A 19,701-nucleotide genomic window follows, 5' to 3' on the forward strand; every position below is an offset into this window, starting at 1 on the left:
GAGGCGGGGATCAGATCGCCGTGTAGTTAATGACGAAAAGTTAAAGTGCCTCGCGCACGCCAAGGCCGTGCATGAAGCGTTCCCGGATCTGCACGGGATCGCGCCGGGTGGCGCCGACGCCCGGCTTGTCGTCGATGCGGACGGCGATCAGGCTCGGCCCGGAGGCCGACATGGCTTCCTCGACCAGCCGCTCGAAATCTTCTTCGTCCGCGGCCCAGGCGCTGTTGGCAAGCCACCCCGAGCCGGTGGCGATGGCGACGATGTCAGCCACGTTCGCGGCCGGTGTCGGCTGCGCGCCGGTGATCTGGTAGATGCCGTTGTCCATCACGATCATGATGAGGTTCTCAGGCTTCAGCGCCGCAATCGTCGAGAGCGCGCCAAGCTGCATCAGCAGCGAGCCGTCGCCTTCGAGCGCAAAGACGCGCCGGTCCGGCTGCGCCAGCGCCACGCCCAGCGCGATCGGAAAGGCGAGCCCCATGCTGCCGAGCATGTAGAAATTCTGCGGACGGTGGCCGGCGGCCCAGAGATCGAAATTGGTGTTGCCGATGCCGCCGATCACGGCTTCCTCGTGCTCGAGTTTCGCGATCAGGCGCGAGGTGACGTCGAAGCGGTTCATCACCTTGGTGTTGCGCGCGTCTGTATTCATTTGGACGGGCCTCACTTGTCGAAAGTCTTGCCGCCCGTGAGCAGCGGGTTGAGGATCAGCGCCACCGGCGCCTGCGTCGTGACGGCCTGCTTGATCGAACGGTCGGTGATGAATTCGAGCTCGTCGAGCCGGGTGATGGTGTGATGCTCGAGCGCCAGCGAATCCAGGACCGGACGCATGGTGCGGCAGACCAGCGACTGGCCGTAGTTGAACTCGCCGAGCGTGCCGCGCTCGGACACGAACATGATCAGCGGGATCTGGTAGGGCACCGCGAGCGAGGCCAGCACGTTGGCGAGCGTGGCAAAGCCGGAGGTCTGCATCAGCACCGCAGCCCGCCGTCCGCCCATCCATGCGCCCGAGACGATGCCGACGGCTTCCTCCTCACGGGTGGTGGCAAAGGTGGTGAAGAAGGGATCGGCGTGCAGGTTCTTGATCAGCGGCGTCAGCACGCGGTCGGGCACGTAAGGGATGAGGCTGATCTCGTTCCGCTTCAGGGTTTGCAGGACGATGCCGTGCCAGCTCTTGTCACTGGAGGTCTGCGCCGCCTCGGACGAGGTATGTTGCTCCGCAATCGCCATTGCGTTCTCCCTTCAGCCGCGCATGCTTCTTGGTCTTGGCCATTGCCTGAGGCGTCGTCTTGGCCGTCGCGGCGGTCCTCCGAACTTGACGCGGCGGGCGGGATTGTCAACATGTCCGGGCTGCACCGTGATCTGCGCCAGACGGCCTGCCGCGACCGGTACCGACGTGTCATAAGCGGCAATAACAAGAGAACGGAGGAACGCATGACAGGAGCGCGCGCTGCGCTGGCCCTGCGGATCTCCTGGAGAGAGCCGGAAGGGTCCTGATGTCCGTCAACAGCAAGCGTGTCTTCTACGTCAAATATCTGGCCAATCCGATTTATATCGACATCCTGAAGGCGCGGCCCGACGTCCGGCTCGATCGCATCGAGAACGAAAGCCCCGCGGATTTCTACGCGCCGATCCTGAGCGCGGCCCATGTCTACCAGATCGGGGCTGCTCGCGATGAACTCGCGCCGCATTTCCATGTTGACGCCGCCTTCCTGAAGCGTACGCCGAACCTCCTGCTCGTTTCCCAGCAACGGCGCGGGCTTCGATCCTGTCGACGCCGAAGCGTGCACCGATGCGGGCGTGCTCGTCGTCAACCAGTCCGGCGGCAACGCGCATTCGGTCGCCGAGCATGCGCTGGCGATGATGCTGACGCTGTCCAAGCGTATCATCCAGTCCGACCGCAAGCTTCGCAGGGAGGCCAACGTCAATCGCAACGAACTCGTCGGCAACGAGGTCGAGCACAAGACCGTCGGCATCGTGGGGCTCGGCAATGTCGGCCGCCGCATCGCCGCGCTGTGCAAGGGCCTGCTCGGCATGAAGGTGCTGGCCTATGATCCGTATCTCACGGCCGAGGTGATGTCCGAGCGAGGCGGGGAGAAGGTCGAACTCGACGAGCTGCTGCGCCGCGCCGATTTCGTCTCGATCTCCTGTCCCCTCAACAAGGGCAGCCGCAACATGATCAGCGTGCGCGAGTTCGCGCTGATGCAGCCGCATGCGTATTTTGTCACCACGGCCCGGGGCTTCATTCACGACGAGGACGCGCTGCTCCAGGCGTTGCGCGACAAGCGCATCGCGGGTGCCGGCCTCGACGTCTGGTCCAAGGAGCCGCCGCCGCCGGAGCATCCGCTGCTGCAGTTCGACAACGTGCTGGCGAGCCCGCATACCGCAGGCGTCACGATCGAGGCGCGCCAGAACATGGGCCGCATCGCCGCCGAGCAGGTGCTGGACACGCTCGACGGCAAACGCCCGCCGCGCATCATCAATCCCGAGGTTTGGCCGCGCTATGCCGAGCGCTTCAAGCAGGCGTTCGGGGTAACGCCGGGGCAGGGCTAGGAGCTTGCCATTCCGGGGCAGCGTGGAACCGCCTACCGGCCTTGATGCGCGTCAAATTCTCCCTCCCTCATTCAGGCTAAATGGTATTAGAGTGTCGCCGGGGCTGGCCATGGCAGCAGGAGGTCCCATGTCAACTTATGTCGTCAGATTCATGAAGGACGTGCTCGGCCAGTACGGCCGGCAGATCGAGGTGTGCCAGGGCTCGCTCGAGATCGACGCCACCGACGAGAACGAGGCCAGGGAGCGGGCGAAGGCGAGGTTTTGCAAGGACCAGGCCTTGCACCACTGGTCGCTGCATGCCGACCGCATCCAGGTCAGGCCGGCTGACTTTCCGTCGTGAGGTCTAGCGGCCGGCTCCGAGCCACCGCTGCAACGTCTCAGTCGAGCACTTTGTCCAATGTAATCGGGAAGCGGCGAATGCGTTTGCCGGTGGCGTGATAGACGGCGTTCGCGATCGCGGCGGGGACGCCGACGATGCCGATCTCGCCCAGTCCCTTGATGCCGAGCGCGTTGATGTGCGCGTCCGGCTCGTCGACGAAGATCACGTCGATGTCGTGAACATCCGCATTCACCGGGATGTGGTACTCGGCGATGTTCGCGTTCATGATCCGGCCGAAGCGGTGGTCCATCACCGTCTCCTCGTGCAGGGCCATCCCGATCCCCCAGACCACGCCGCCCATGATCTGGCTGCGGCCGGTCTTGGTGTTGAGAATCCGCCCGGCCGCGATTGCGCTCACGACCCGCGTGACGCGGATGACGCCAAGCAATTCGTCCACCTTGACCTCGGCAAAGACGGCCGAATGGGTATTGCGCGCGTGCTTCTTGTCCTCACCGAACTGGTTGAGCTTTTCCTTCTCGATACGTTCGACGCCGCCATGGCGCATCGCGTCGGCGATCGAGACCGCACGGCGGTTGTCGCTGGCCCTGGCAATGCTGCCGTCGGTCAGCACCGTATCGGCCAACTCGGCGCCGGCGAGCGGCGAGCCAGGCATTTTCCCGGCCAAGCGCAACAGCTCCTTGCGCACCTCTTCAGCGGCTGCGAGCACCGCATGCGCGCTCGATGCGGCCATCCAGGAGCCGCCCTCGACCGGCGCCTGCGGCAGAGTGGAATCGGCAAGCCGGACGCTGATGTTCTCGATCGGCAGGCCGAGCGCATCGGCCGCGACCTGCGCCACGATGGTGTAGGTACCGTCCGTGCCGATGTCGGATGCGGCGCAGGACACTTCGGCATGTCCGTTCGACGTCAGCACGATGCGCACCGCGACCGGCATCTGCAACGCTTCCCACACGCCCGTCGCCATGCCCCAGCCGACCAGCTCTTTGCCATCGCGCATCGAGCGCGGCGCAGGATTGCGTCTGCTCCAGCCGAAGGCGTCCGCGCCGCGCGCGTAGCATTCGCGCAACTGCTTGCTGGTGTAGGGGAGGTTTTCGCTCTGGTCGCGATCCGAATAGCACTTCAGCCGCAGTTCGATCGGGTCGAGCTTGAGCGCGACGGAGAGCTCGTCCATGGCGCATTCGAGGGCGCAGACGCCCGACGCCGCGCCCGGTGCGCGCATGTCGCAGGGGGTGGAGACGTCAAGGTGGACGAGCTTGTGGGAGAAACGGCTGTTCGGGCTGCTGTAGAGCTGTTCGGCCCAGCCGGCGTCGTTGCGTGCGAAATCCTCGTAGCGGGAGGTGACGGCAATCGCCTCGTGCGTGACCGCGTCGAGCGTACCGTCGGATTTTGCGCCGAGCCCGACGCGCTCGATCGTCATCGGCCGGTAGCCGAGCCCGTACATCTGCTGTCGCGTCAGCACGACGCGAACGGACCGCTTCAGCGCGAGCGCGCCAAGCGTTGCCAGCACCACCTGGTATTGCGGCCGCAAGCCGGAGCCGAAGGCGCCGCCGACGTAAGGCGAGGCCACGCGAATGTCATCCGGCTTCTTGTCGAACACGCCGCAGAGAAATTTGTGGACGTTTTGAACGCCCTGCGTCTTGTCGTAGATCGTGAGCTTGCCATTGCTGTCCCAGATCGCCGTGGTCGCATAGAGCTCCATCGGGTTGTGATGCTCGGTCGGTATCACGTACTCCGCCTCGTGGCGCACGCCGGCTTTGGCAAGAGTTGCTGCGGCGTCGCCGCGAGGCTTATGCGGCTTGTCCATCTCGGCAGCCTTGCTGCGCTCGCCTTCGAGGTCGGTCGCAAAGCCGCGCGGCTCATACTCGACCCGCACGAGTGTGGCCGCGAATTTCGCGGTTTCCCAGTCCTCCGCCACGACCAACGCGATCGGCTGGCCGTTGAACTTGACCGTGTCGTCGTAGAGTGGACGGAAAGGCGAACCCTCCGGTGCAACCTCGTCCCTCCACGCCTCGTCCTTGTCGGCGAGCGGCGGACGGTTCGCATGCGTAAACACGTCGAGCACGCCCTTGACCTGCAGCGCCGTACTGGTGTCGAGGCGGGCAATGCGGCCGCATGGAATGGTGGCCTCGACGACGAAGCCATGGAGGAGTCCGTCGGCCGGGAATTCGCCGGCGTATTTGGCGGCCCCGGTGACTTTGGCCCGGCCGTCGACACGCGACGTTGGCGTTCCGATATAGGTGTTCATCGGTCCCTCACGCGATCTTCTTGTGGGCCTGGGATTGCGGTGTGGCATTCGCCGCCTGCGTCAGCGTCCGCACGATGGCGCGGCGCGCGAGCTCGACCTTGAAGCCGTTATGTGAGCGGGTCGTAGCTCCCTGGAGCAAGAGATCCGCGGCGCGCGAGAAATGATCGGGCGTCGCGGCCTGGCCGCGCAACGCCGCTTCGGCTTCGAGGCTGCGCCAGGGCTTGTGAGCCACGCCGCCGAGCGCCATCCGTGCCCCGCTGATCGCGTTGCCTTCCAGTTCGAGCGCGGCGGCGACCGAGACCAGAGCAAAAGCATAGGACATCCGATCGCGAACTTTGAGATAGCTGTAGTTTTGAGCAAAGCCGCAGGCCGGGATCTCGATCGCCGTGATGATCTCGCTGGTGCCGAGATTGGTATCGACATGAGGCGTGTCGCCGGGAAGCCGGTGGAAATCGGTCAGCGCGATGGTGCGCTCGCCGGAGCGGCCTGCGATGTGCACCAGCGCCCCAAGCGCAGCCAGCGCCACGCTCATGTCGGACGGGTTGGTCGCGATGCAGGAGGCGCTCGTACCCAGAATCGCATGGTTGCGGTTGAGGCCGTCCATTGCCGAGCAGCCGCTGCTGGGACGTCGCTTGTTGCAGGGCGTTGCCGTGTCATAGAAGTAAGCACAGCGCGTTCGCTGCATCAGATTGCCTCCGACCGACGCCATGTTGCGCAGTTGCGCCGAGGCACCGGCCAGGATGGCGCTGGCGAGCAGAGGATAGCGCTGCTCGATCAGCGGGTGGTAGGCGAGGTCCGAGTTCGGCACCAGGGCGCCAATGCGCAAGGATCCGTCCGCCGTCTCCTCGACCTTGCGGAGCGGCAGGCGGGAAATGTCGATCAGCCGGGAGGGGCGCTCGACATTCTCTTTCATCAGGTCGATCAGATTGGTGCCGCCGGCAATCAGTTTGGCGCCGGGATCGGCGGCGAGCAGGCGGATCGCGTCGGTAACGTCCGTGGCTCGGGCATACTGGAAGTTGTTCATGGCTGGCCCATTGCCTGTTGGATGGCGGCGAGGATGTTCGGATAGGCGCCGCAGCGGCAGAGGTTTCCGCTCATCAGCTCCCGGATCTCGTCGGCATCCCGGGCACGGCCTTCGACGAGCAGTCCGGCCGCCGAACAGATCTGTCCCGGCGTGCAATAGCCGCACTGGAAGGCGTCATGGTCGATGAAAGCCTGTTGCAGGGGATGCAGCGTACCGTCCTTGGCAAGACCTTCGACCGTCGTGATCTCCGCGCCGTCATTCATGACGGCGAGCGTGAGGCAGGAATTGACGCGCCGGCCGTCCACCAGCACCGTGCAGGCGCCGCACTGACCATGGTCGCACCCCTTCTTGGTGCCGCTCAACGCAAGATGGTCCCGCAAGGCGTCGAGCAACGTGGTCCAGGGCACGAGATCAAGCGTGTGACTGACGCCGTTGACGACAAGATGGATCGGAATGCGTTCGGGAATCTGATGCGTGAGATCGCCCATGTCCTGCTCCCTGCGACGGCGACGATGCCGGACGTCAGTCGTGTTGACGCGGGGGACGCCTCCGCCGGCCAATAGCGCCCAACGGACCACCGGCCGGTTGGTTCCTTGGCGGCAGTTCGCCTTTCCGAGAGGCCGCAGTCAGCGCTTTGCTTCCCCGAACACCACATTCGGCACGGCGCGGTTGACGACCTCGCGCAGTGCGAAGCTCGATTGTACCCGGGCGACGCGCGGCAGGCGCGACAACTCGGTGCGGTGGATGCGTTCGAAATCCTGGATGTCGCGGGCGAGCACGATCAGGATGTAGTCGTCGGTCCCCGACATCAGGAAGCAGCGCACCACGGAGGGGCATTTCACCACCTCCGCCTCGAACGCCTTCAACGCCTCGTCGCTCTGGCTTTCCAGCGCGATACGGACCAGCACCGTGGTGGTGAGGCCGAATTGCGCGAGGTCGAGCGCGGCCTGATAGGCCTGGATGTAGCCGTCGTCCTCCAGCGCCTTCTGCCGCCGTGCCAGCGCCGTGCTGGACATGCCGACTTTGTTGGCGAGCTCGGTGTGGCTGGCCCGCGCATTGGTCGTGAGTTCCGCGAGGATGGCGAGATCTTTCCGGTCGAGGGCCAAGGTTTCGTTTCCAGCGTGAAAGGGCGTTTGAGCGCCGGAAATCGGCGCGGGGAGGCCAAAGCTAGCGGATATTTGCACGAAACCAAACCGGCCCCGTCGCTACGATCAGGAGGTGAATCAAAAGGAGCCCAGGATGCGTGTCGGTGTGCCCAAGGAGATCAAGGTGCAGGAATATCGCGTCGGGCTCACCCCGGGTGTGGTCCGCGAATATATCGCCGCCGGGCACCAGGTGACGGTCGAGACCGGCGCGGGCGGCGGCATCGGCGCGCCTGACGAGGTTTATCGGCGGGCAGGGGCCATCATTGCCGAGAGCGCGCGCGACATCTTCGCGAACTCCGACATGATCGTGAAGGTGAAGGAGCCGCAGAAGAGCGAATGGGCCCAGCTTCGCGAAAGCCAGATCCTGTTTGCTTACCTCCATCTCGCGCCGGATCCCGAACAAGCCAAAGGTTTGCTCGCCTCCGGCTGTACTGCGATCGCCTATGAAACCGTCACCGACGCGGCCGGTCACCTCCCCCTGCTTGCGCCGATGAGCGAAGTCGCCGGCCGCCTTGCCATAGAGGCTGCCGGCGCCGCGCTCAAAAGCTCGGCCGGCGGCCGCGGGCTGCTGCTGGGCGGTGTTCCCGGCGTGCAGCCGGCAAGGGTCGTCGTGCTCGGCGGCGGGGTGGTGGGAACGCAGGCTGCGCGCATGGCCGCAGGGCTCGGTGCCGAGGTCACGGTGATCGACCGCTCGATTCCACGGTTGCGCGAACTTGACGATCTCTTTGCCGGCCGCGTGCGCACCCGGTTCTCGACCATCGAGTCGGTCGAGGAGGAGGTGTTCGCCGCGGACGTCGTGATCGGCGCGGTGCTGCTGCCGGGCGCCAGCGCACCAAAGCTCGTCACGCGTGCGATGCTGACATCGATGCGGCCGGGCGCCGTGCTGGTCGACGTCGCGATCGATCAGGGTGGCTGCTTCGAGACCTCGCACCCGACGACACATGCAGAACCAACTTATGTGGTCGACGGCATCGTGCATTATTGCGTCGCCAACATGCCCGGCGCGGTGCCGGTGACGTCAAGCCACGCGCTCAACAACGCGACGCTACCGTTCGGCTTGATGCTTGCGAACAAGGGCTTTGCCGCGGTGCTGGAAAATCCACATCTGCGCAACGGACTGAATGTGTATCGCGGCCGCATCACCAACAAGGCCGTGGCGGAAAGCCTCGGGCTGGAGTTTGCTCCGGTGGAGAGCGGACTGGCGGCGTAGCGTTGCTGCTCATACCGGCTTGCGATGGCGGCTGCCGAGCGCGGCTTCGATCGTCTCGGGCTTCTCGATGCGTTCGATCAGCATGTCGATGCGGTCGCCGCCCCAAAACAGCTCGCCGTTGAACACCATGGTTGGAACGCCAAACACGCCGAGCGCCTCGGCCTCGTCGATGATGCGGTCATGCTCGGCGCGCGCGGAGCCGTGGACGTAGGCTTCGAATTCGCTCGCCGAGCCGCCGCACGATCTGATGACGTCAGTGATTGCGGCGAGGTCGTCGATTTCGAGTTCATGGCTCCAGAAACGGCGAAACACCGTGTCGTGATACGGACGGAAGAAGCCGTGCGCCTGTGCGAACAGCATGCCGACGCTGGAATGGAAAGCGTCGTAAATCCGTCGGGGCCCTTTCATGACAAGCCCTTGCGCATTGGCATAGCGCCGCGCGTCCATATAGGCGTAGCGCACCTTGCGCCAGAAATGCGGCGTGCGCTCTTCGACCGTTCCCATGAATTCGGCGACGCGCAGCGTGTAGGGCCGCCATTCGAGCTCGACGCCGTGCGTCTCCTCAAGCTCGAACAGACGCTTGTTGGCCACGAACGCGTAGGGGCTCTTGTAATCGGTGTAGACGCGCACGCGTGGCTTCGGCATAGCCAACTCCCTCCCTTAAGCTCACGCCTTCGTCAGTCTGTACTGCCGCAGATCAGGATCATGCGTCATGCGCCAGTAGTCGACGAAGCGCCAGGGCATTGCGGAAAACACGCGGCCGCTCGAATTGCGATAGTAGGTGTTCATGCCGGGATGAGTCCAGATCATCGTCTCGTGCTCGGCATCGACCTTCCGGACGTAGTCGTCCAGCACGTCCTTGCGGACGTCGATCGCTGCGACGTCGTGCTCGATCATGTCGGCGAGGCAGGCGGAGATGTAGCGGCTCTGACATTCCGACTGGAAGATGACGCTGCCGCCATGCGCGGGACCGGAATTCGGGCCCAGCATGCAGAAGAAGTTTGGGAAATCGGGCACCGTGAGGCCGAGAAACGCGGTCGGATTGTCGTTGCCCCAGGCCTCGCGCAAATCCTTGCCGTTGCGGCCGCTGATGTTGAGGCGCGCGGCCATCTCCGTGACCTTGAAGCCGGTCGCGACCACGATGACGTCGGCGGGGCGATGCTTGCCGTCCGCGGTGACGATGCCGCCCTGGTCGAAATGATCGATCGCGTCGGTGACAAGCTCCACGTTCGGTCCGCGTCAAGGTCTTGAACCAGTTGTTGTCGAGCAGGATGCGCTTGCCATAGGGCGGATAGGTCGGGACGCATTTTTCGATCAGGTCCGGCCGGTCCTTCAATTCCGATCGGATGAAGTCGGTCAGCTCCTGGCGGTGCCGGTCGTTGCCCTTGTTGACGGCGCGCTCAGGATGCGGCCAGGCCGGGTCCTTGCGCAGGAACGGCAGCAGACCGTCGCCGTAACGCCAGAACATGTTGAAGCGGTACCATTGCACATAGAACGGCAGATGCGCGAGCAGCCAGCGCGCGCCTTCGCTGATCGGATCGGCATAGCCCTGCACCGGCCGCGCCCATTGCGCACTGCGCTGGTAGACGGTGACCGAGGCAACGCGGCCGGCAATCGCCGGCACGAGCTGCATCGATGTCGCGCCGGTACCGATCACGGTGACATGCTTGCCGTCGATGTTGGTATCGCTGGACCACAGCGCGGAATGCAGGATCGTTCCCTTGAAGTCTTCCTCGCCCTCGAAACGGGCGCGTGAGGGATCGTTGAGCTGGCCGATCGCACTCACCAGCGCAGTGGATTCGAAGGTTTCGGCGCCATTCTCAGTCCTGAGGGTCGAGATCCAGCGACGCTTGCCTTCGTCCCAGCGCGACGACGTCAGCTCGGTGTTGACGCGCAGATGCTTGCGGATGCCATATTCGTCCGCGACCTTGAGCAGATATCCGTGCAGCTCCTCGCGCTGGCAGAAGTAACGGGTCCATGCATTGCCCGAGCCGAAGGAGTAGGAATAGGAGTGGTTCGGCGTGTCGACACCGCAGCCGGGATAGCGATTGATCCACCAGGTGCCGCCGAGCTCCTCGTTTTTCTCGACGATGGTGTAAGGAATGCCGAGATGGCCGAGCGCTACGCCGAGCGCGATGGCACAGACGCCGGCACCGACGATCAGCACATGCTGCTCGGCCAGTTTTTCGTCTGAAGGGCGCTTGGCCCATCGCGCCTCGCGCGGCACAAAACCCATCTCCTCGCGCATCAGGGGTGCGTATTCCGGCGAGACATTCTCGCCGAGACAGGCGCGCATCATCTTGAGCAGCAGTTCATCGCCGGGATCGGTGATGACAGGCTTGGGTGGGCCATCGGCAAAGAGCTTGACGACCGCGGCGCGGATTTCGTCCTGGACTTCTCTGGGCACGCCGGCCTCGGGATCGGGGATGAGGCGGATGTCGCGCTTGGGCAGATAGGGCGGCTCCAGCCAGCGCTCGTCGCCGGTCATATGCACGAGCACCATCAGCAGGCAGCGGACGTCGCCTTCTTCAATCGTCGAGGTGAGGTCGAGCGCCTTGTGCGGAGATTCGATGTTCATGGCGTGTCCTGATCTCCGGATGCAATGAAGAGGCCGCGCGTCATCAGCTTGCGATAGGCGGAGATGACGTGCTCGGGTACGGCGGTGACGCCATCGGCGGAATAGGAGTAGCGCCGGCTGAGATAGCCACGCGAGCCCATCAGCATGTGGACGATGGCCTCGAACTCCTCGTCGCTGTAATTCTCGATGGCGCCTGAGCGTCGCGCGCGACGCAAAATGCGGACATAGGCGACCGAGATGTTGTCGAGATGCTTCTGGTAACCGGGAGGTGCGAAGAACTCGGCCTCGTTGAGAATGCGCAAAAATTCCGGCACTTCGCGGATGAAGTCGAAGAATGCTGAGAAACGCTCGATCTCCTGCCGTGCCGCATCCGCTGTGCCGGTGCGGGCGCGGATGAACTCGACCATGTCGAGGCCGATCTTCGGCAGCAGCTGGTCGAGCAACTCCTGACGGTTCTCGAAATGATTGTAGAAGGTGCCTTGCGCGACGCCGGCCTGCTCGGTGATGCGCGCGACGGAGGCCTCGGCATAGCCATGCTTGCCGACGACCTTTGTGGCGGCCTCGAATATCTTCTGCTTGGTCCAGGCGTTGCGCTCGACGCGGTTGAGTTTTGTGATTTTCTCGGTGGCGGGGCCTTGCGTCATGCCACGGTCTCCAGTTCGGCGCGCAGCACGCGCTTGAGAATCTTTCCGGACGGGTTGCGGGGCAGGCTGCCGCGGATGATGAGCTGTTTCGGCACCTTGAAGCTCGCCAGCCGCGTGCGGCAGTGCTCGGTGAGGGCAGGGAGTTCGAGGCTCGCGCCGTCAGCCAGCACGACGATGGCGACCGGCCGCTCGCCCCAGCGCGCATCGCGCAGGCCGATCACCGCGACCTCGCGCACCTCAGGCAAATCGTAGATGACGCGCTCGACCTCGGAGGAGGCGATGTTCTCGCCGCCGGAGATGATCATGTCCTTCTTGCGGTCGGTCAGATACAGAAAGCCATCGTCGTCGAGATAACCGACGTCGCCGCTGCGGAACCAGTCGCCGAAGAAGCCGGCCGCCGTCTTCTCCGGATCCTTCCAATAGCCGCGCGTGATTTTTGGCCCGCGCAGGCAGATCTCGCCGTTCACGTTCGGCGGCAGCGTCCTGCCATCCTCATCGCGGATCTCGATCTCGACATGAGCAATGGCGCGCCCCGTGGAGCCGATCTTCTCGATTTCCCGGCCTGCGTCCATAAAGGTGTCGCCGCCCACGGTTTCGGTCAGGCCGTAGGCGTCGATGTAGCGCGCATTGCGGAAGAACTCCGCGAAGGCGCGGATGCGCAGCTCCGGCGTCTTCTCGCCGCCGCCGATCGCCCATTTCAGGCTCGACACATCGTAGCGCTCACGGGTGGGGCAGGTGAGCATCGCAGTGGTCATCACAGGCGCGAACCAGGCGGCGTTGAGCTTGTCCTCCGCGATCGCGGCAAGCGCGCTTTCCGGCTCGAAGTTGCGTTCAATCATGATGAAGCCGCCATGCCAGAGCACGGCGATGCCGGGCAAATCGAGCGCGCCGACGTGATAGAGCGGGCCGACGATCAGGAGCCGCGTCTCCGCGCTCAAGGACAGCGCGATCGTCTGGTCGGCGGACTTCCAGTAGAAATTGTCGTAACTGATCATCACGCCCTTGGGACGGTCGGTGGTGCCCGAGGTGTACATCAGCCGCATCAGATCTGACGGCTGGCGGACGTGCATCGGGGCGGGCGGCGCTTCGCTCGCGAGGCGCATCACGCTCTGCTGCGCGGCCTCGTCGAGTACGACTAAGGTTGCACCAGCTGCGTTCGCAGCCAGCTCTTCGTCGGCAATCAGCAGCCGCGCGCCGGCATTGCCGGCGATGTAGCCGACCTCGTCGCGCGAGAGGCGGAAGTTGATCGGCAAAAACACCGCGCCGAGATGGCTGGTGGCAAAGACCAACTCCAGGAATGCCGCGCTGTTCTTCATCAGCACGGCCACGATATCGCCGGCGCCGATGCCTCGTGCCGCGAGCCAGCCAGCGACCTTCCCGACGCGCGCGTCGAAGTCCGCGTAGGAAATCTCCTCGCCGCGATATTTCAGCGCAGGCCGGTCCGGCGTGCGCCGGGCATGAAAGGCGATGAAGCTCGACAGGTTGATCATTGCGCGGATTTTGGGCCGATTTCCGGGGCCGTTTCCTCTTCGATGAATTATGACTCATAATTCATCTTTGGCTTGACGTCACCCCCTCCCTCTGAAATCCTTCGACACACGGAGACGAGACGATCTCCGGCAGGGATCAGGACACGCCGACCCGACAGAGGGAGGGGAAAATGACGAGAACCCGCACGCCGGGCATCAGCCGCCGTTCAACATTGGCGCTGATGGGCGCCGGTGCGATCAGTGTTGCCGCGCCGTGGGTGGCGCGTGCGCAAGCCAAGACCATCAAGATCGGCATGCCGACGATCCTGTCGGGCCGGGTCGCGCAGCTCGGCACGTCGTCGCGCAACGCGGTGATGCTCGAGGTCGATAAGGTCAACGCAGCCGGCGGGCTCGCCGGCCGGCAGATCGAGATGGTGATCCGCGACTCCAAGGGCCAGCCGCAGGAAGCTGCACGCGTCGCGCGCGAACTCGTCAACACCGACGGCTGCGAATGGCTGATCGACGGCGAGGCCTCGTCCGGGATCGTTCGCGGTCCACGAAGTGGCGCGCGATCTCGGCGTGCTCTGCGTCCACACCTGCTCGGAAGCGTCGTCGCTGACGGCCGACCCGAAGCAGCACATCCCGAACGCGTTCCGCTGCGTGCGCCAGGGCATCCACGATTCCATCGTCGGCGGCAGCTACGCCGCGTCGATCTCCAAGGCCAAGGGCCTGAAGAAATGGGCGACCTGCTCGCCCGACTATGCCTATGGCCGCGACACCACCGGCGAGTTCACTCTGTACCTGAAGCGCTTCGCGCCCGACGTCGAAATCATCAGCGAGTCCTGGCCAAAGCTGTTCCAGCCCGACTACACCGAAGTGGTGACCAAGATTTTGCAGGCCAAGCCGCAGGCGCTGTACTCTTGTCTATGGGGCGGCGATCTCACCTCCTATATCGACCAGGCCAATATCTACGCGATGTTCGGCCAGATGGAGGTGTTCGCGGTCAACATGGCCGACTACACCGCGCTCACCGTGGTGAAGAACCTGCCGAAGGGCATCCACTCCGGCAATCGCTACATCAAGTCGTTCCCGACCACGCCGGAAAACGCCGCCTGGGGCGATGCCTACAAGGCCAAGTACAACGAGTATCCGACCAACTGGTCATGGCAGAACGCGACCGCGGTGATGTTCCTTAGCGAAGCCGCGAAGAAGGCCAACTCGACCGACGGCAAGAAGATCGCGGAAGTCTTGAAGGGTCTCACCATCAAGTGCCCGTTCGGCGCCGACGGCACCGTGACCATGCGCGGCGACGACCACACGCTGGTCGGCTACGCCATCGGCTGGGGCACCACGATCCCGCAGGAGCCCTATGTCCCCGAGGTCAAGGCCGGCGACTGGAAGACCATCTTCGAGCTCGAAGCCGAGTGGAAGAAGAGCAAGGGCTACACCTGACCTGAGACGCGGCGGAGATGGGTGACCGTCTCCGCCTGTTTCGTTTGGTTCTCCGCGCCGTATCAGGCGCGCCGCAATGAAAGTGCTCCCGTGGATCTCGACGCGCTCGCCGGCTGCCTCTCCAGCTCCGCCTGCCTGGTGACGCAAACCACCAGCGGCCTCATCATCGGCATGCTGCTGTTCCTGGTCGCGGTTGGGCTGACACTGATTTTTGGCGTGCTCAAGATCGTCAATTTCAGCCACGGCGCCTTCTACATGTTCGGCGCCTATTTCGCGATGACCGCCTATCAGTTCACCGGCAGCTTCGCGCTCGCGATGATTGCCGGTGCAGCCGGCACCGCGGTCCTTGGCTTGATCTTCGAGCGCGTCTTCATGAGCCGCGTCTACGGCGCCGACGTGCTGATGCAGCTGCTGGTCTGCTACGCCTTCGTCCTGATCTTCGACGATGTGGTGCGGTTGATCTGGGGTCCGGAATTCAAGTCGATGGGCATGCCCGCGGCGTTCCAGGTGATGCCGCTGTTCATCGCAGGTGGCGTGGTGCCGCCTTATTATCTGCTGCTGATCGGCGTGGCGCTGGTCGCGGCGATCGTGCTCGGGATTGGGCTCTCGCGCAGCCGCATCGGCAAGGTGATCCGTGCCGCGGCGCATAATCCCGGCATGGTCTCCGCGCTCGGCATCAATACCGGCCTGATCTATGGCGGCGTGTTCGCGCTCGGCGGCGGGCTTGCCGGCCTCGCCGGCGCGCTCGCCGCGCCGGTGCGATCGCTCACGCCCGGCATGGGATTCTCGGTGCTGATCGAATCCTTCATCGTCACCGTGATCGGCGGCATGGGCTCGATTGTGGGCGCGCTGGTCGGTGCGCTGCTGCTCGGCCTGATCCGCTCGTTCGGCTCGCTCGGCTTTCCCCTGTTCACGGAAGGCCTGATGTATCTGTTCATGGTGATCGTGCTGGTTTCCAAGCCCACCGGCCTGTTCGGCAAGGAGGCGGCATGACCGAGCTGGAGGCCGGGCGCGCGCGGACGCTAGTGCCGGCGCGCAACGGCGCGGTGCTGCAACGCTATCGCGATGTCCTGATCGCGCTGATCGCCTTCGCCGTGCTGGCGAGCCTGCCGCTGTTCACCGGCAGCAAGGCGCTGCTCGATTTCGTCATTCGCTGCTCCGCCTACGGCCTGTTCGCGACCTCGCTCAACCTGCTGGTCGGCTATACCGGCCTAACTTCATTCGGCCACGGCATGTTCTTCGGCTTAGGCGCCTACAGTTTTGGCCTCATCATGCAGAAGCTCGGCGTGCCCATTCCGGTCGCCTTCGTCGCGACGCTCGCGATCACCGCGGTGATCGCCGCCGTCATCGGTGCGATCTGCGTGCGGCTGAAGGATATCTATTTCGCCTTCGTCACGCTCGCCTTCCAGATGCTGATCCATTCCACCATTTTGTCATGGGCCTCCTTCACCGGCGGCGACCAGGGCCTGCGAGGTGGCATTCCGCGGCCCGCATTCCTCGGCATCAATCTCGCCAATCACGTCCATCTCTACGTCGCGAGCTGTGCGCTTCTCATCCTTGGCCTGCTGGCAATGCGCCAGATCGCGCAATCGCCGTTCGGCTACACGCTGCGCATGATCCGCGACAACGCTGCGCGCGCGAGCTTCCTCGGCATCGACGTCTGGCGCGCAAAACTCACCGTGTTCGTGCTCGCGGCGCTGTTCGCGGCGATGGGCGGCATGGTGATGGCGCTGTTCGTCTCCGGCGCCTATCCCGAATTCGCCTATTGGACGATCTCCGGCGAGGGCATCTTCATCAACATGCTCGGCGGCGTCTCGACCTTCCTCGGACCGATGGTCGGCACCGTGCTATTGCTGCTGCTCAACGACACCGTGACGCGCTTCACCGAGTACCACGGCATTGTGCTCGGCGTGGTCATCCTGTTCTTCGCGCTGGGCTTGCGCAAAGGTTTGCTCGATTTCGTCGCCGAATGGTTTTCGCACCGGCGCAATGCGGGCGAGGGGCGCTAGCCATGCTCGAGATCCGCAAGCTCGCAAAGTCCTTTGGCGGCGTGAAGGCGACCAACGACGTCTCTCTCGACTTTCCCGACGGCTCGCTCACGGCCGTGATCGGCCCGAACGGTGCGGGCAAGAGCACCTTCTTCAATTTGATCACCGGCGCGCTGAGGCCGGATTCCGGCCACGTTCTGCTCGACGGCGTCGATCTCGCCGGCCGCTCGCCGCCGGAGATCGTGCGACACGGCATCGGCCGCGCCTTCCAGGTCGCGAGCATCTTCAAATCGCTGACGGTGCAGGAGACCATGCTCGCCGCCGTCAGCGCCGACCAGCGCTCCTCGGCGGTCCTGCACAAACGTTTTCCGTTACCCGAGACCCGTGACCGGGCCGAGCATGTGATGGAACTGCTGGGGCTCGCCGGCAAACGCAATCGCACGGCGGCGACGCTGTCGCATGGCGACCAGAAGCTGCTCGACATCGCACTCGCCCTGGTGCTCGAGCCGAAGGTACTGCTGCTCGATGAGCCGACCGCCGGCATGGGCCCGGAGGAGCGCTGGCGCATGATCGACAAGGTGCGCGAGCTCTGGGAAACGCAAAAGATCACCGTCGTCTTCATCGAGCACGACATGGACATCGTATTCAAGATTGCACCGAAAATCGTAGTGCTCTGCTACGGCCGCATCCTCGCGACCGGCACGCCCGACGAGATTCGCAACAACAGCGCGGTGATCGAGGCCTATCTCGGCACCGAGCATGCGGGGGCCGCCGCATGAGTGCTGCCGTCATCGAAGTCGCCGATCTCGACGTCTACTACGGCACCAGCCAGATCCTGTTCGGCGTCGCCCTCGCGGTGCGGCAGGGCGAGACCATGGCGCTGCTCGGGCGCAACGGCGCGGGCAAATCCACGACCATGAAGGCGATCATGGGTTTGGCGCCGCCGCGACGGGGCCAAATCAGCCTGCGCGGAGCGGTGATCTCCGGCCGCAAGCCGCACCATATCGCGCGCGCCGGCCTCGGTTTCGTGCCGGAGGACCGCCAGATTTTCCCGGAGCACACGGTCGAGGACAATCTCGTCATCGGCAGGAAGCGCGGGCCTGAGGGCCAGGACGAATGGCCGATCAAGCGCATCTACGACGTCTTCCCGCTGCTGGAGCCGTTGCGCCACCGTATCGCCGGACGCCTGTCAGGCGGCGAGCAGCAGATGCTCGCCATCGCGCGCACGCTGATGGGGAATCCAGCGCTGTTGCTGCTCGACGAGCCGAGCGAGGGTCTCGCGCCGATCATCGTGCAGCGGATCGGCGAGTTGTTGCGGCAACTCCGTAAGATCGGTTCGACCGTGCTGATCGCCGAGCAGAACATGCATTTCTGCCTGGGGCTGGCGAGCCATGCCACCGTCATCGACAAGGGTCAGATCGTCTATGCCGCCGGGATCGACGAACTGAAGGCCAACGAGTCGATCCGCCGCCGCTATCTGGCGTTGTAGCCGGTGCGCCGGTGCCCAGATAGGCCGGAAGAAGAAAACCATTGCCCCGCGTCGCTCCGGCGGAAGGAGTTTCCCCTCCGAGGCACGAAAAAGCCAATCGCTTCCATTGCTGTTTCGGGCCGAAACGACGACATTTCCTTCAGAAATCGATGGATCGACGGCTATGGAACGCTCTGGATTTGAACCTTTCGGCGAGCAGTTGGTGTCCGCAACGGACACCCAGCCGCGCTCGCGCGGGTCAAAGCTGCTCCTGCGGGTTGGCACCGGCCTGTTCTGGTCGCTGGTCGCCGGCATCGTGCTCGCGCGTGCGGCCTTCTTCGAGCCCGGCGTCTATGACGGCTTCAGCCGTGTTGCCTCGCTGGCCAAGAACCTGTTCTTCTAAGGCTGGCCTGATCTTCTGAGCCGTCTATTCCAGGCTGAGGACAGAACTTTCCCTCGGCCCTGATATGTCGAAAACTTATTCCCCAACGAAGCGGCGCTGCGTATAAATCCTTCTCCTCGGGGAGAGATTTGTGTCGCAGAATCAAGCATCCAGCCCAGCCGACGCCAAGCCGTCTACGGCCATTGGCCGTATCGTCGCGCTGCTTCCGGGTATCCTTCTCTGCATCGTCGTGGCCGGTCTCTCGGCCCTGCTGGAGCGGGCCGAGTTGGGCGTGTTCGAGCATCCCTATGTCGAAGCGCTGGTGATGGCGATTCTGCTTGGGATGGCGCTGCGCAGTTTTTGGAAGCCCGCGCCGCGCTGGCAGGCGGGCATCGCATTCAGCGCCAAGCAGCTGCTCGAAGTCGCTGTGATGCTGCTGGGGGCCTCGATCAGCTTTGCAGCCATCGCAGCGTCCGGCGTCGCGCTGTTGGCATCGATCGCAGCGGTCGTCGTGGTCGCGCTCAGCGTCTCCTTCGGCATCAGCCGCCTGCTCGGTCTCTCGACGCGGCTCTCGATCCTGATCGCCTGCGGTAACTCCATCTGCGGCAATTCAGCGATTGCAGCGGTGGCGCCGATCATCGGCGCCAACAATGACGAGATCGCATCCTCGATCTCCTTCACCGCGATCCTCGGCGTGATGATGGTGCTCGGCCTGCCGCTGCTGATTCCGCTGCTGCAGCTGTCGGCCACGCAATACGGCATCCTCGCAGGCCTGACCGTCTATGCCGTGCCGCAGGTGCTGGCCGCGACGGTGCCGGCTGGGCTCGTCTCGACGCAGATCGGCACGCTCGTGAAACTGATGCGCGTCCTGATGCTCGGACCGGTCGTTGTCGGCCTCTCGCTGACGGCCTCGCGCTGGCAGAGCGACGCCAAGAAGACCAATGTCGGCTTCTTCCGCCTGGTCCCGTGGTTCATTCTCGGCTTCCTTGCGCTGGCGACATTGCGCTCGCTGGAGATCGTGCCGGGCACGGTGGTCGGTCCGGTGACGAAGATCACCAGCTTTCTCACGGTGGTGTCGATGGCGGCCCTCGGTCTCGGCGTCGATGTGCGCGTACTGGCGAACGTCGGCGGGCGGGTGACGGCGGCCGTGACGTTGTCACTGATGCTGCTGCTCGGCATCAGCATCGCGCTGGTGCACTGGTTCAAGTGAGA

The 19,701-nt window shown here is 64.3% G+C and carries 18 protein-coding genes and 2 pseudogenes; 10 read left to right on the forward strand and 10 right to left on the reverse strand.

The window, feature by feature from the left end; translation table 11 throughout:
- Positions 1 to 40: 40 nt before the first annotated feature.
- Both ACVWW3_RS06120 and ACVWW3_RS06125 read right to left on the reverse strand, forming a co-directional pair.
- Positions 41 to 646: a thiamine pyrophosphate-dependent enzyme gene (locus tag ACVWW3_RS06120; protein ID WP_456671899.1), complete on the reverse strand. Its 606-nt coding sequence runs from the start codon at positions 644 to 646 to the stop codon at positions 41 to 43.
- Positions 647 to 657: 11 nt separating this feature from the next.
- Positions 658 to 1,224, reverse strand: a complete 567-nt coding sequence (locus tag ACVWW3_RS06125) for a thiamine pyrophosphate-binding protein (RefSeq protein ID WP_456650609.1) — start codon at positions 1,222 to 1,224, stop codon at positions 658 to 660.
- Positions 1,225 to 1,490: 266 nt separating this feature from the next.
- Here ACVWW3_RS06125 and ACVWW3_RS06130 point away from each other — a divergent pair.
- Positions 1,491 to 2,547: pseudogene (locus ACVWW3_RS06130) on the forward strand (hydroxyacid dehydrogenase).
- 127 nt (positions 2,548 to 2,674) lie between these two features.
- Positions 2,675 to 2,887: a hypothetical protein gene (locus ACVWW3_RS06135; RefSeq protein WP_247350040.1), complete on the forward strand. Its 213-nt coding sequence runs from the start codon at positions 2,675 to 2,677 to the stop codon at positions 2,885 to 2,887.
- A gap of 37 nt (positions 2,888 to 2,924) precedes the next feature.
- Here the strand turns inward: ACVWW3_RS06135 and ACVWW3_RS06140 are convergent, their stop codons facing one another.
- The 4 genes from ACVWW3_RS06140 to ACVWW3_RS06155 form a co-directional block, all read right to left on the reverse strand.
- Entirely contained in the window at positions 2,925 to 5,129 is a 2,205-nt protein-coding gene (locus ACVWW3_RS06140) for a xanthine dehydrogenase family protein molybdopterin-binding subunit (protein ID WP_456671900.1), read from the reverse strand.
- Positions 5,130 to 5,136: 7 nt separating this feature from the next.
- The gene (locus ACVWW3_RS06145; protein WP_456650606.1) at positions 5,137 to 6,153 is read right to left on the reverse strand and encodes an FAD binding domain-containing protein; all 1,017 of its coding nucleotides are present in this window, start codon (positions 6,151 to 6,153) and stop codon (positions 5,137 to 5,139) included.
- The gene (locus tag ACVWW3_RS06150) at positions 6,150 to 6,641 is read right to left on the reverse strand and encodes a (2Fe-2S)-binding protein (RefSeq protein ID WP_247350046.1); all 492 of its coding nucleotides are present in this window, start codon (positions 6,639 to 6,641) and stop codon (positions 6,150 to 6,152) included. Before ACVWW3_RS06150 ends, ACVWW3_RS06145 begins: the two co-directional genes overlap by 4 nt.
- A 138-nt stretch (positions 6,642 to 6,779) precedes the next feature.
- Positions 6,780 to 7,259, reverse strand: coding sequence for an Lrp/AsnC family transcriptional regulator (locus tag ACVWW3_RS06155; RefSeq protein WP_247350047.1), 480 nt, complete (start codon positions 7,257 to 7,259; stop codon positions 6,780 to 6,782).
- A 133-nt stretch (positions 7,260 to 7,392) separates the two neighbouring features.
- Here ACVWW3_RS06155 and ald point away from each other — a divergent pair, with 133 nt between their 5' ends.
- Positions 7,393 to 8,508, forward strand: a complete 1,116-nt coding sequence (ald, locus tag ACVWW3_RS06160) for an alanine dehydrogenase (protein ID WP_456650605.1) — start codon at positions 7,393 to 7,395, stop codon at positions 8,506 to 8,508.
- A 9-nt stretch (positions 8,509 to 8,517) separates the two neighbouring features.
- On the opposite strand, the gene ACVWW3_RS06165 is transcribed toward ald, so the two are convergent.
- From ACVWW3_RS06165 to ACVWW3_RS06180, 4 genes are read right to left on the reverse strand one after another with little or no spacing between them, the layout of a single operon-like run.
- Positions 8,518 to 9,153, reverse strand: coding sequence for a DsbA family protein (locus ACVWW3_RS06165; RefSeq protein WP_456650604.1), 636 nt, complete (start codon positions 9,151 to 9,153; stop codon positions 8,518 to 8,520).
- Positions 9,154 to 9,211: 58 nt separating this feature from the next.
- On the reverse strand, positions 9,212 to 11,086 hold the full coding sequence (locus ACVWW3_RS06170; protein WP_456671901.1) for a flavin-containing monooxygenase: 1,875 nt from the start codon (positions 11,084 to 11,086) through the stop codon (positions 9,212 to 9,214).
- Positions 11,083 to 11,730 carry a TetR/AcrR family transcriptional regulator gene (locus ACVWW3_RS06175; protein ID WP_456650602.1) on the reverse strand — a complete coding sequence of 216 codons (648 nt, stop codon included), beginning with the start codon at positions 11,728 to 11,730 and terminating at the stop codon, positions 11,083 to 11,085. Before ACVWW3_RS06175 ends, ACVWW3_RS06170 begins: the two co-directional genes overlap by 4 nt.
- Entirely contained in the window at positions 11,727 to 13,220 is a 1,494-nt protein-coding gene (locus ACVWW3_RS06180; RefSeq protein ID WP_456650601.1) for an AMP-binding protein, read from the reverse strand. The genes ACVWW3_RS06175 and ACVWW3_RS06180 overlap by 4 nt, the downstream gene beginning before the upstream one ends.
- Before the next feature lie 170 nt (positions 13,221 to 13,390).
- Between ACVWW3_RS06180 and ACVWW3_RS06185 the strand changes: the two are divergent.
- The 7 genes and pseudogenes from ACVWW3_RS06185 (at position 13,391) to ACVWW3_RS06215 (ending at position 19,699) form a co-directional block, all read left to right on the forward strand.
- A pseudogene (locus tag ACVWW3_RS06185) lies at positions 13,391 to 14,651 on the forward strand (ABC transporter substrate-binding protein).
- Positions 14,652 to 14,741: 90 nt separating this feature from the next.
- Entirely contained in the window at positions 14,742 to 15,644 is a 903-nt protein-coding gene (locus ACVWW3_RS06190) for a branched-chain amino acid ABC transporter permease (RefSeq protein ID WP_456650600.1), read from the forward strand.
- A complete protein-coding gene (locus ACVWW3_RS06195) occupies positions 15,641 to 16,660 on the forward strand; it encodes a branched-chain amino acid ABC transporter permease (protein WP_456650599.1) in 1,020 nt (339 codons plus the stop codon). The genes ACVWW3_RS06190 and ACVWW3_RS06195 overlap by 4 nt, the downstream gene beginning before the upstream one ends.
- A 2-nt stretch (positions 16,661 to 16,662) precedes the next feature.
- The gene (locus ACVWW3_RS06200) at positions 16,663 to 17,418 is read left to right on the forward strand and encodes an ABC transporter ATP-binding protein (protein WP_456671902.1); all 756 of its coding nucleotides are present in this window, start codon (positions 16,663 to 16,665) and stop codon (positions 17,416 to 17,418) included.
- The gene (locus ACVWW3_RS06205; protein ID WP_354044402.1) at positions 17,415 to 18,128 is read left to right on the forward strand and encodes an ABC transporter ATP-binding protein; all 714 of its coding nucleotides are present in this window, start codon (positions 17,415 to 17,417) and stop codon (positions 18,126 to 18,128) included. The genes ACVWW3_RS06200 and ACVWW3_RS06205 overlap by 4 nt, the downstream gene beginning before the upstream one ends.
- Before the next feature lie 202 nt (positions 18,129 to 18,330).
- Entirely contained in the window at positions 18,331 to 18,510 is a 180-nt protein-coding gene (locus ACVWW3_RS06210; protein ID WP_354107510.1) for a hypothetical protein, read from the forward strand.
- A 130-nt stretch (positions 18,511 to 18,640) separates the two neighbouring features.
- Positions 18,641 to 19,699: a YeiH family protein gene (locus tag ACVWW3_RS06215; protein WP_456650598.1), complete on the forward strand. Its 1,059-nt coding sequence runs from the start codon at positions 18,641 to 18,643 to the stop codon at positions 19,697 to 19,699.
- Positions 19,700 to 19,701 lie beyond the last annotated feature (2 nt).

Source organism: Bradyrhizobium sp. LM2.9 (assembly GCF_054056555.1).

Coding starts and splice junctions, on each gene's coding strand:
- ACVWW3_RS06120 (WP_456671899.1), bottom strand. CDS start 646: ATGAATACAGACGCGCGCAACACCAAGGTGATGAACCGCTTCGACGTC.
- ACVWW3_RS06125 (WP_456650609.1), bottom strand. CDS start 1,224: ATGGCGATTGCGGAGCAACATACCTCGTCCGAGGCGGCGCAGACCTCC.
- ACVWW3_RS06135 (WP_247350040.1), top strand. CDS start 2,675: ATGTCAACTTATGTCGTCAGATTCATGAAGGACGTGCTCGGCCAGTAC.
- ACVWW3_RS06140 (WP_456671900.1), bottom strand. CDS start 5,129: ATGAACACCTATATCGGAACGCCAACGTCGCGTGTCGACGGCCGGGCC.
- ACVWW3_RS06145 (WP_456650606.1), bottom strand. CDS start 6,153: ATGAACAACTTCCAGTATGCCCGAGCCACGGACGTTACCGACGCGATC.
- ACVWW3_RS06150 (WP_247350046.1), bottom strand. CDS start 6,641: ATGGGCGATCTCACGCATCAGATTCCCGAACGCATTCCGATCCATCTT.
- ald (WP_456650605.1), top strand. CDS start 7,393: ATGCGTGTCGGTGTGCCCAAGGAGATCAAGGTGCAGGAATATCGCGTC.
- ACVWW3_RS06165 (WP_456650604.1), bottom strand. CDS start 9,153: ATGCCGAAGCCACGCGTGCGCGTCTACACCGATTACAAGAGCCCCTAC.
- ACVWW3_RS06170 (WP_456671901.1), bottom strand. CDS start 11,086: ATGAACATCGAATCTCCGCACAAGGCGCTCGACCTCACCTCGACGATT.
- ACVWW3_RS06175 (WP_456650602.1), bottom strand. CDS start 11,730: ATGACGCAAGGCCCCGCCACCGAGAAAATCACAAAACTCAACCGCGTC.
- ACVWW3_RS06180 (WP_456650601.1), bottom strand. CDS start 13,220: ATGATCAACCTGTCGAGCTTCATCGCCTTTCATGCCCGGCGCACGCCG.
- ACVWW3_RS06195 (WP_456650599.1), top strand. CDS start 15,641: ATGACCGAGCTGGAGGCCGGGCGCGCGCGGACGCTAGTGCCGGCGCGC.
- ACVWW3_RS06200 (WP_456671902.1), top strand. CDS start 16,663: ATGCTCGAGATCCGCAAGCTCGCAAAGTCCTTTGGCGGCGTGAAGGCG.
- ACVWW3_RS06205 (WP_354044402.1), top strand. CDS start 17,415: ATGAGTGCTGCCGTCATCGAAGTCGCCGATCTCGACGTCTACTACGGC.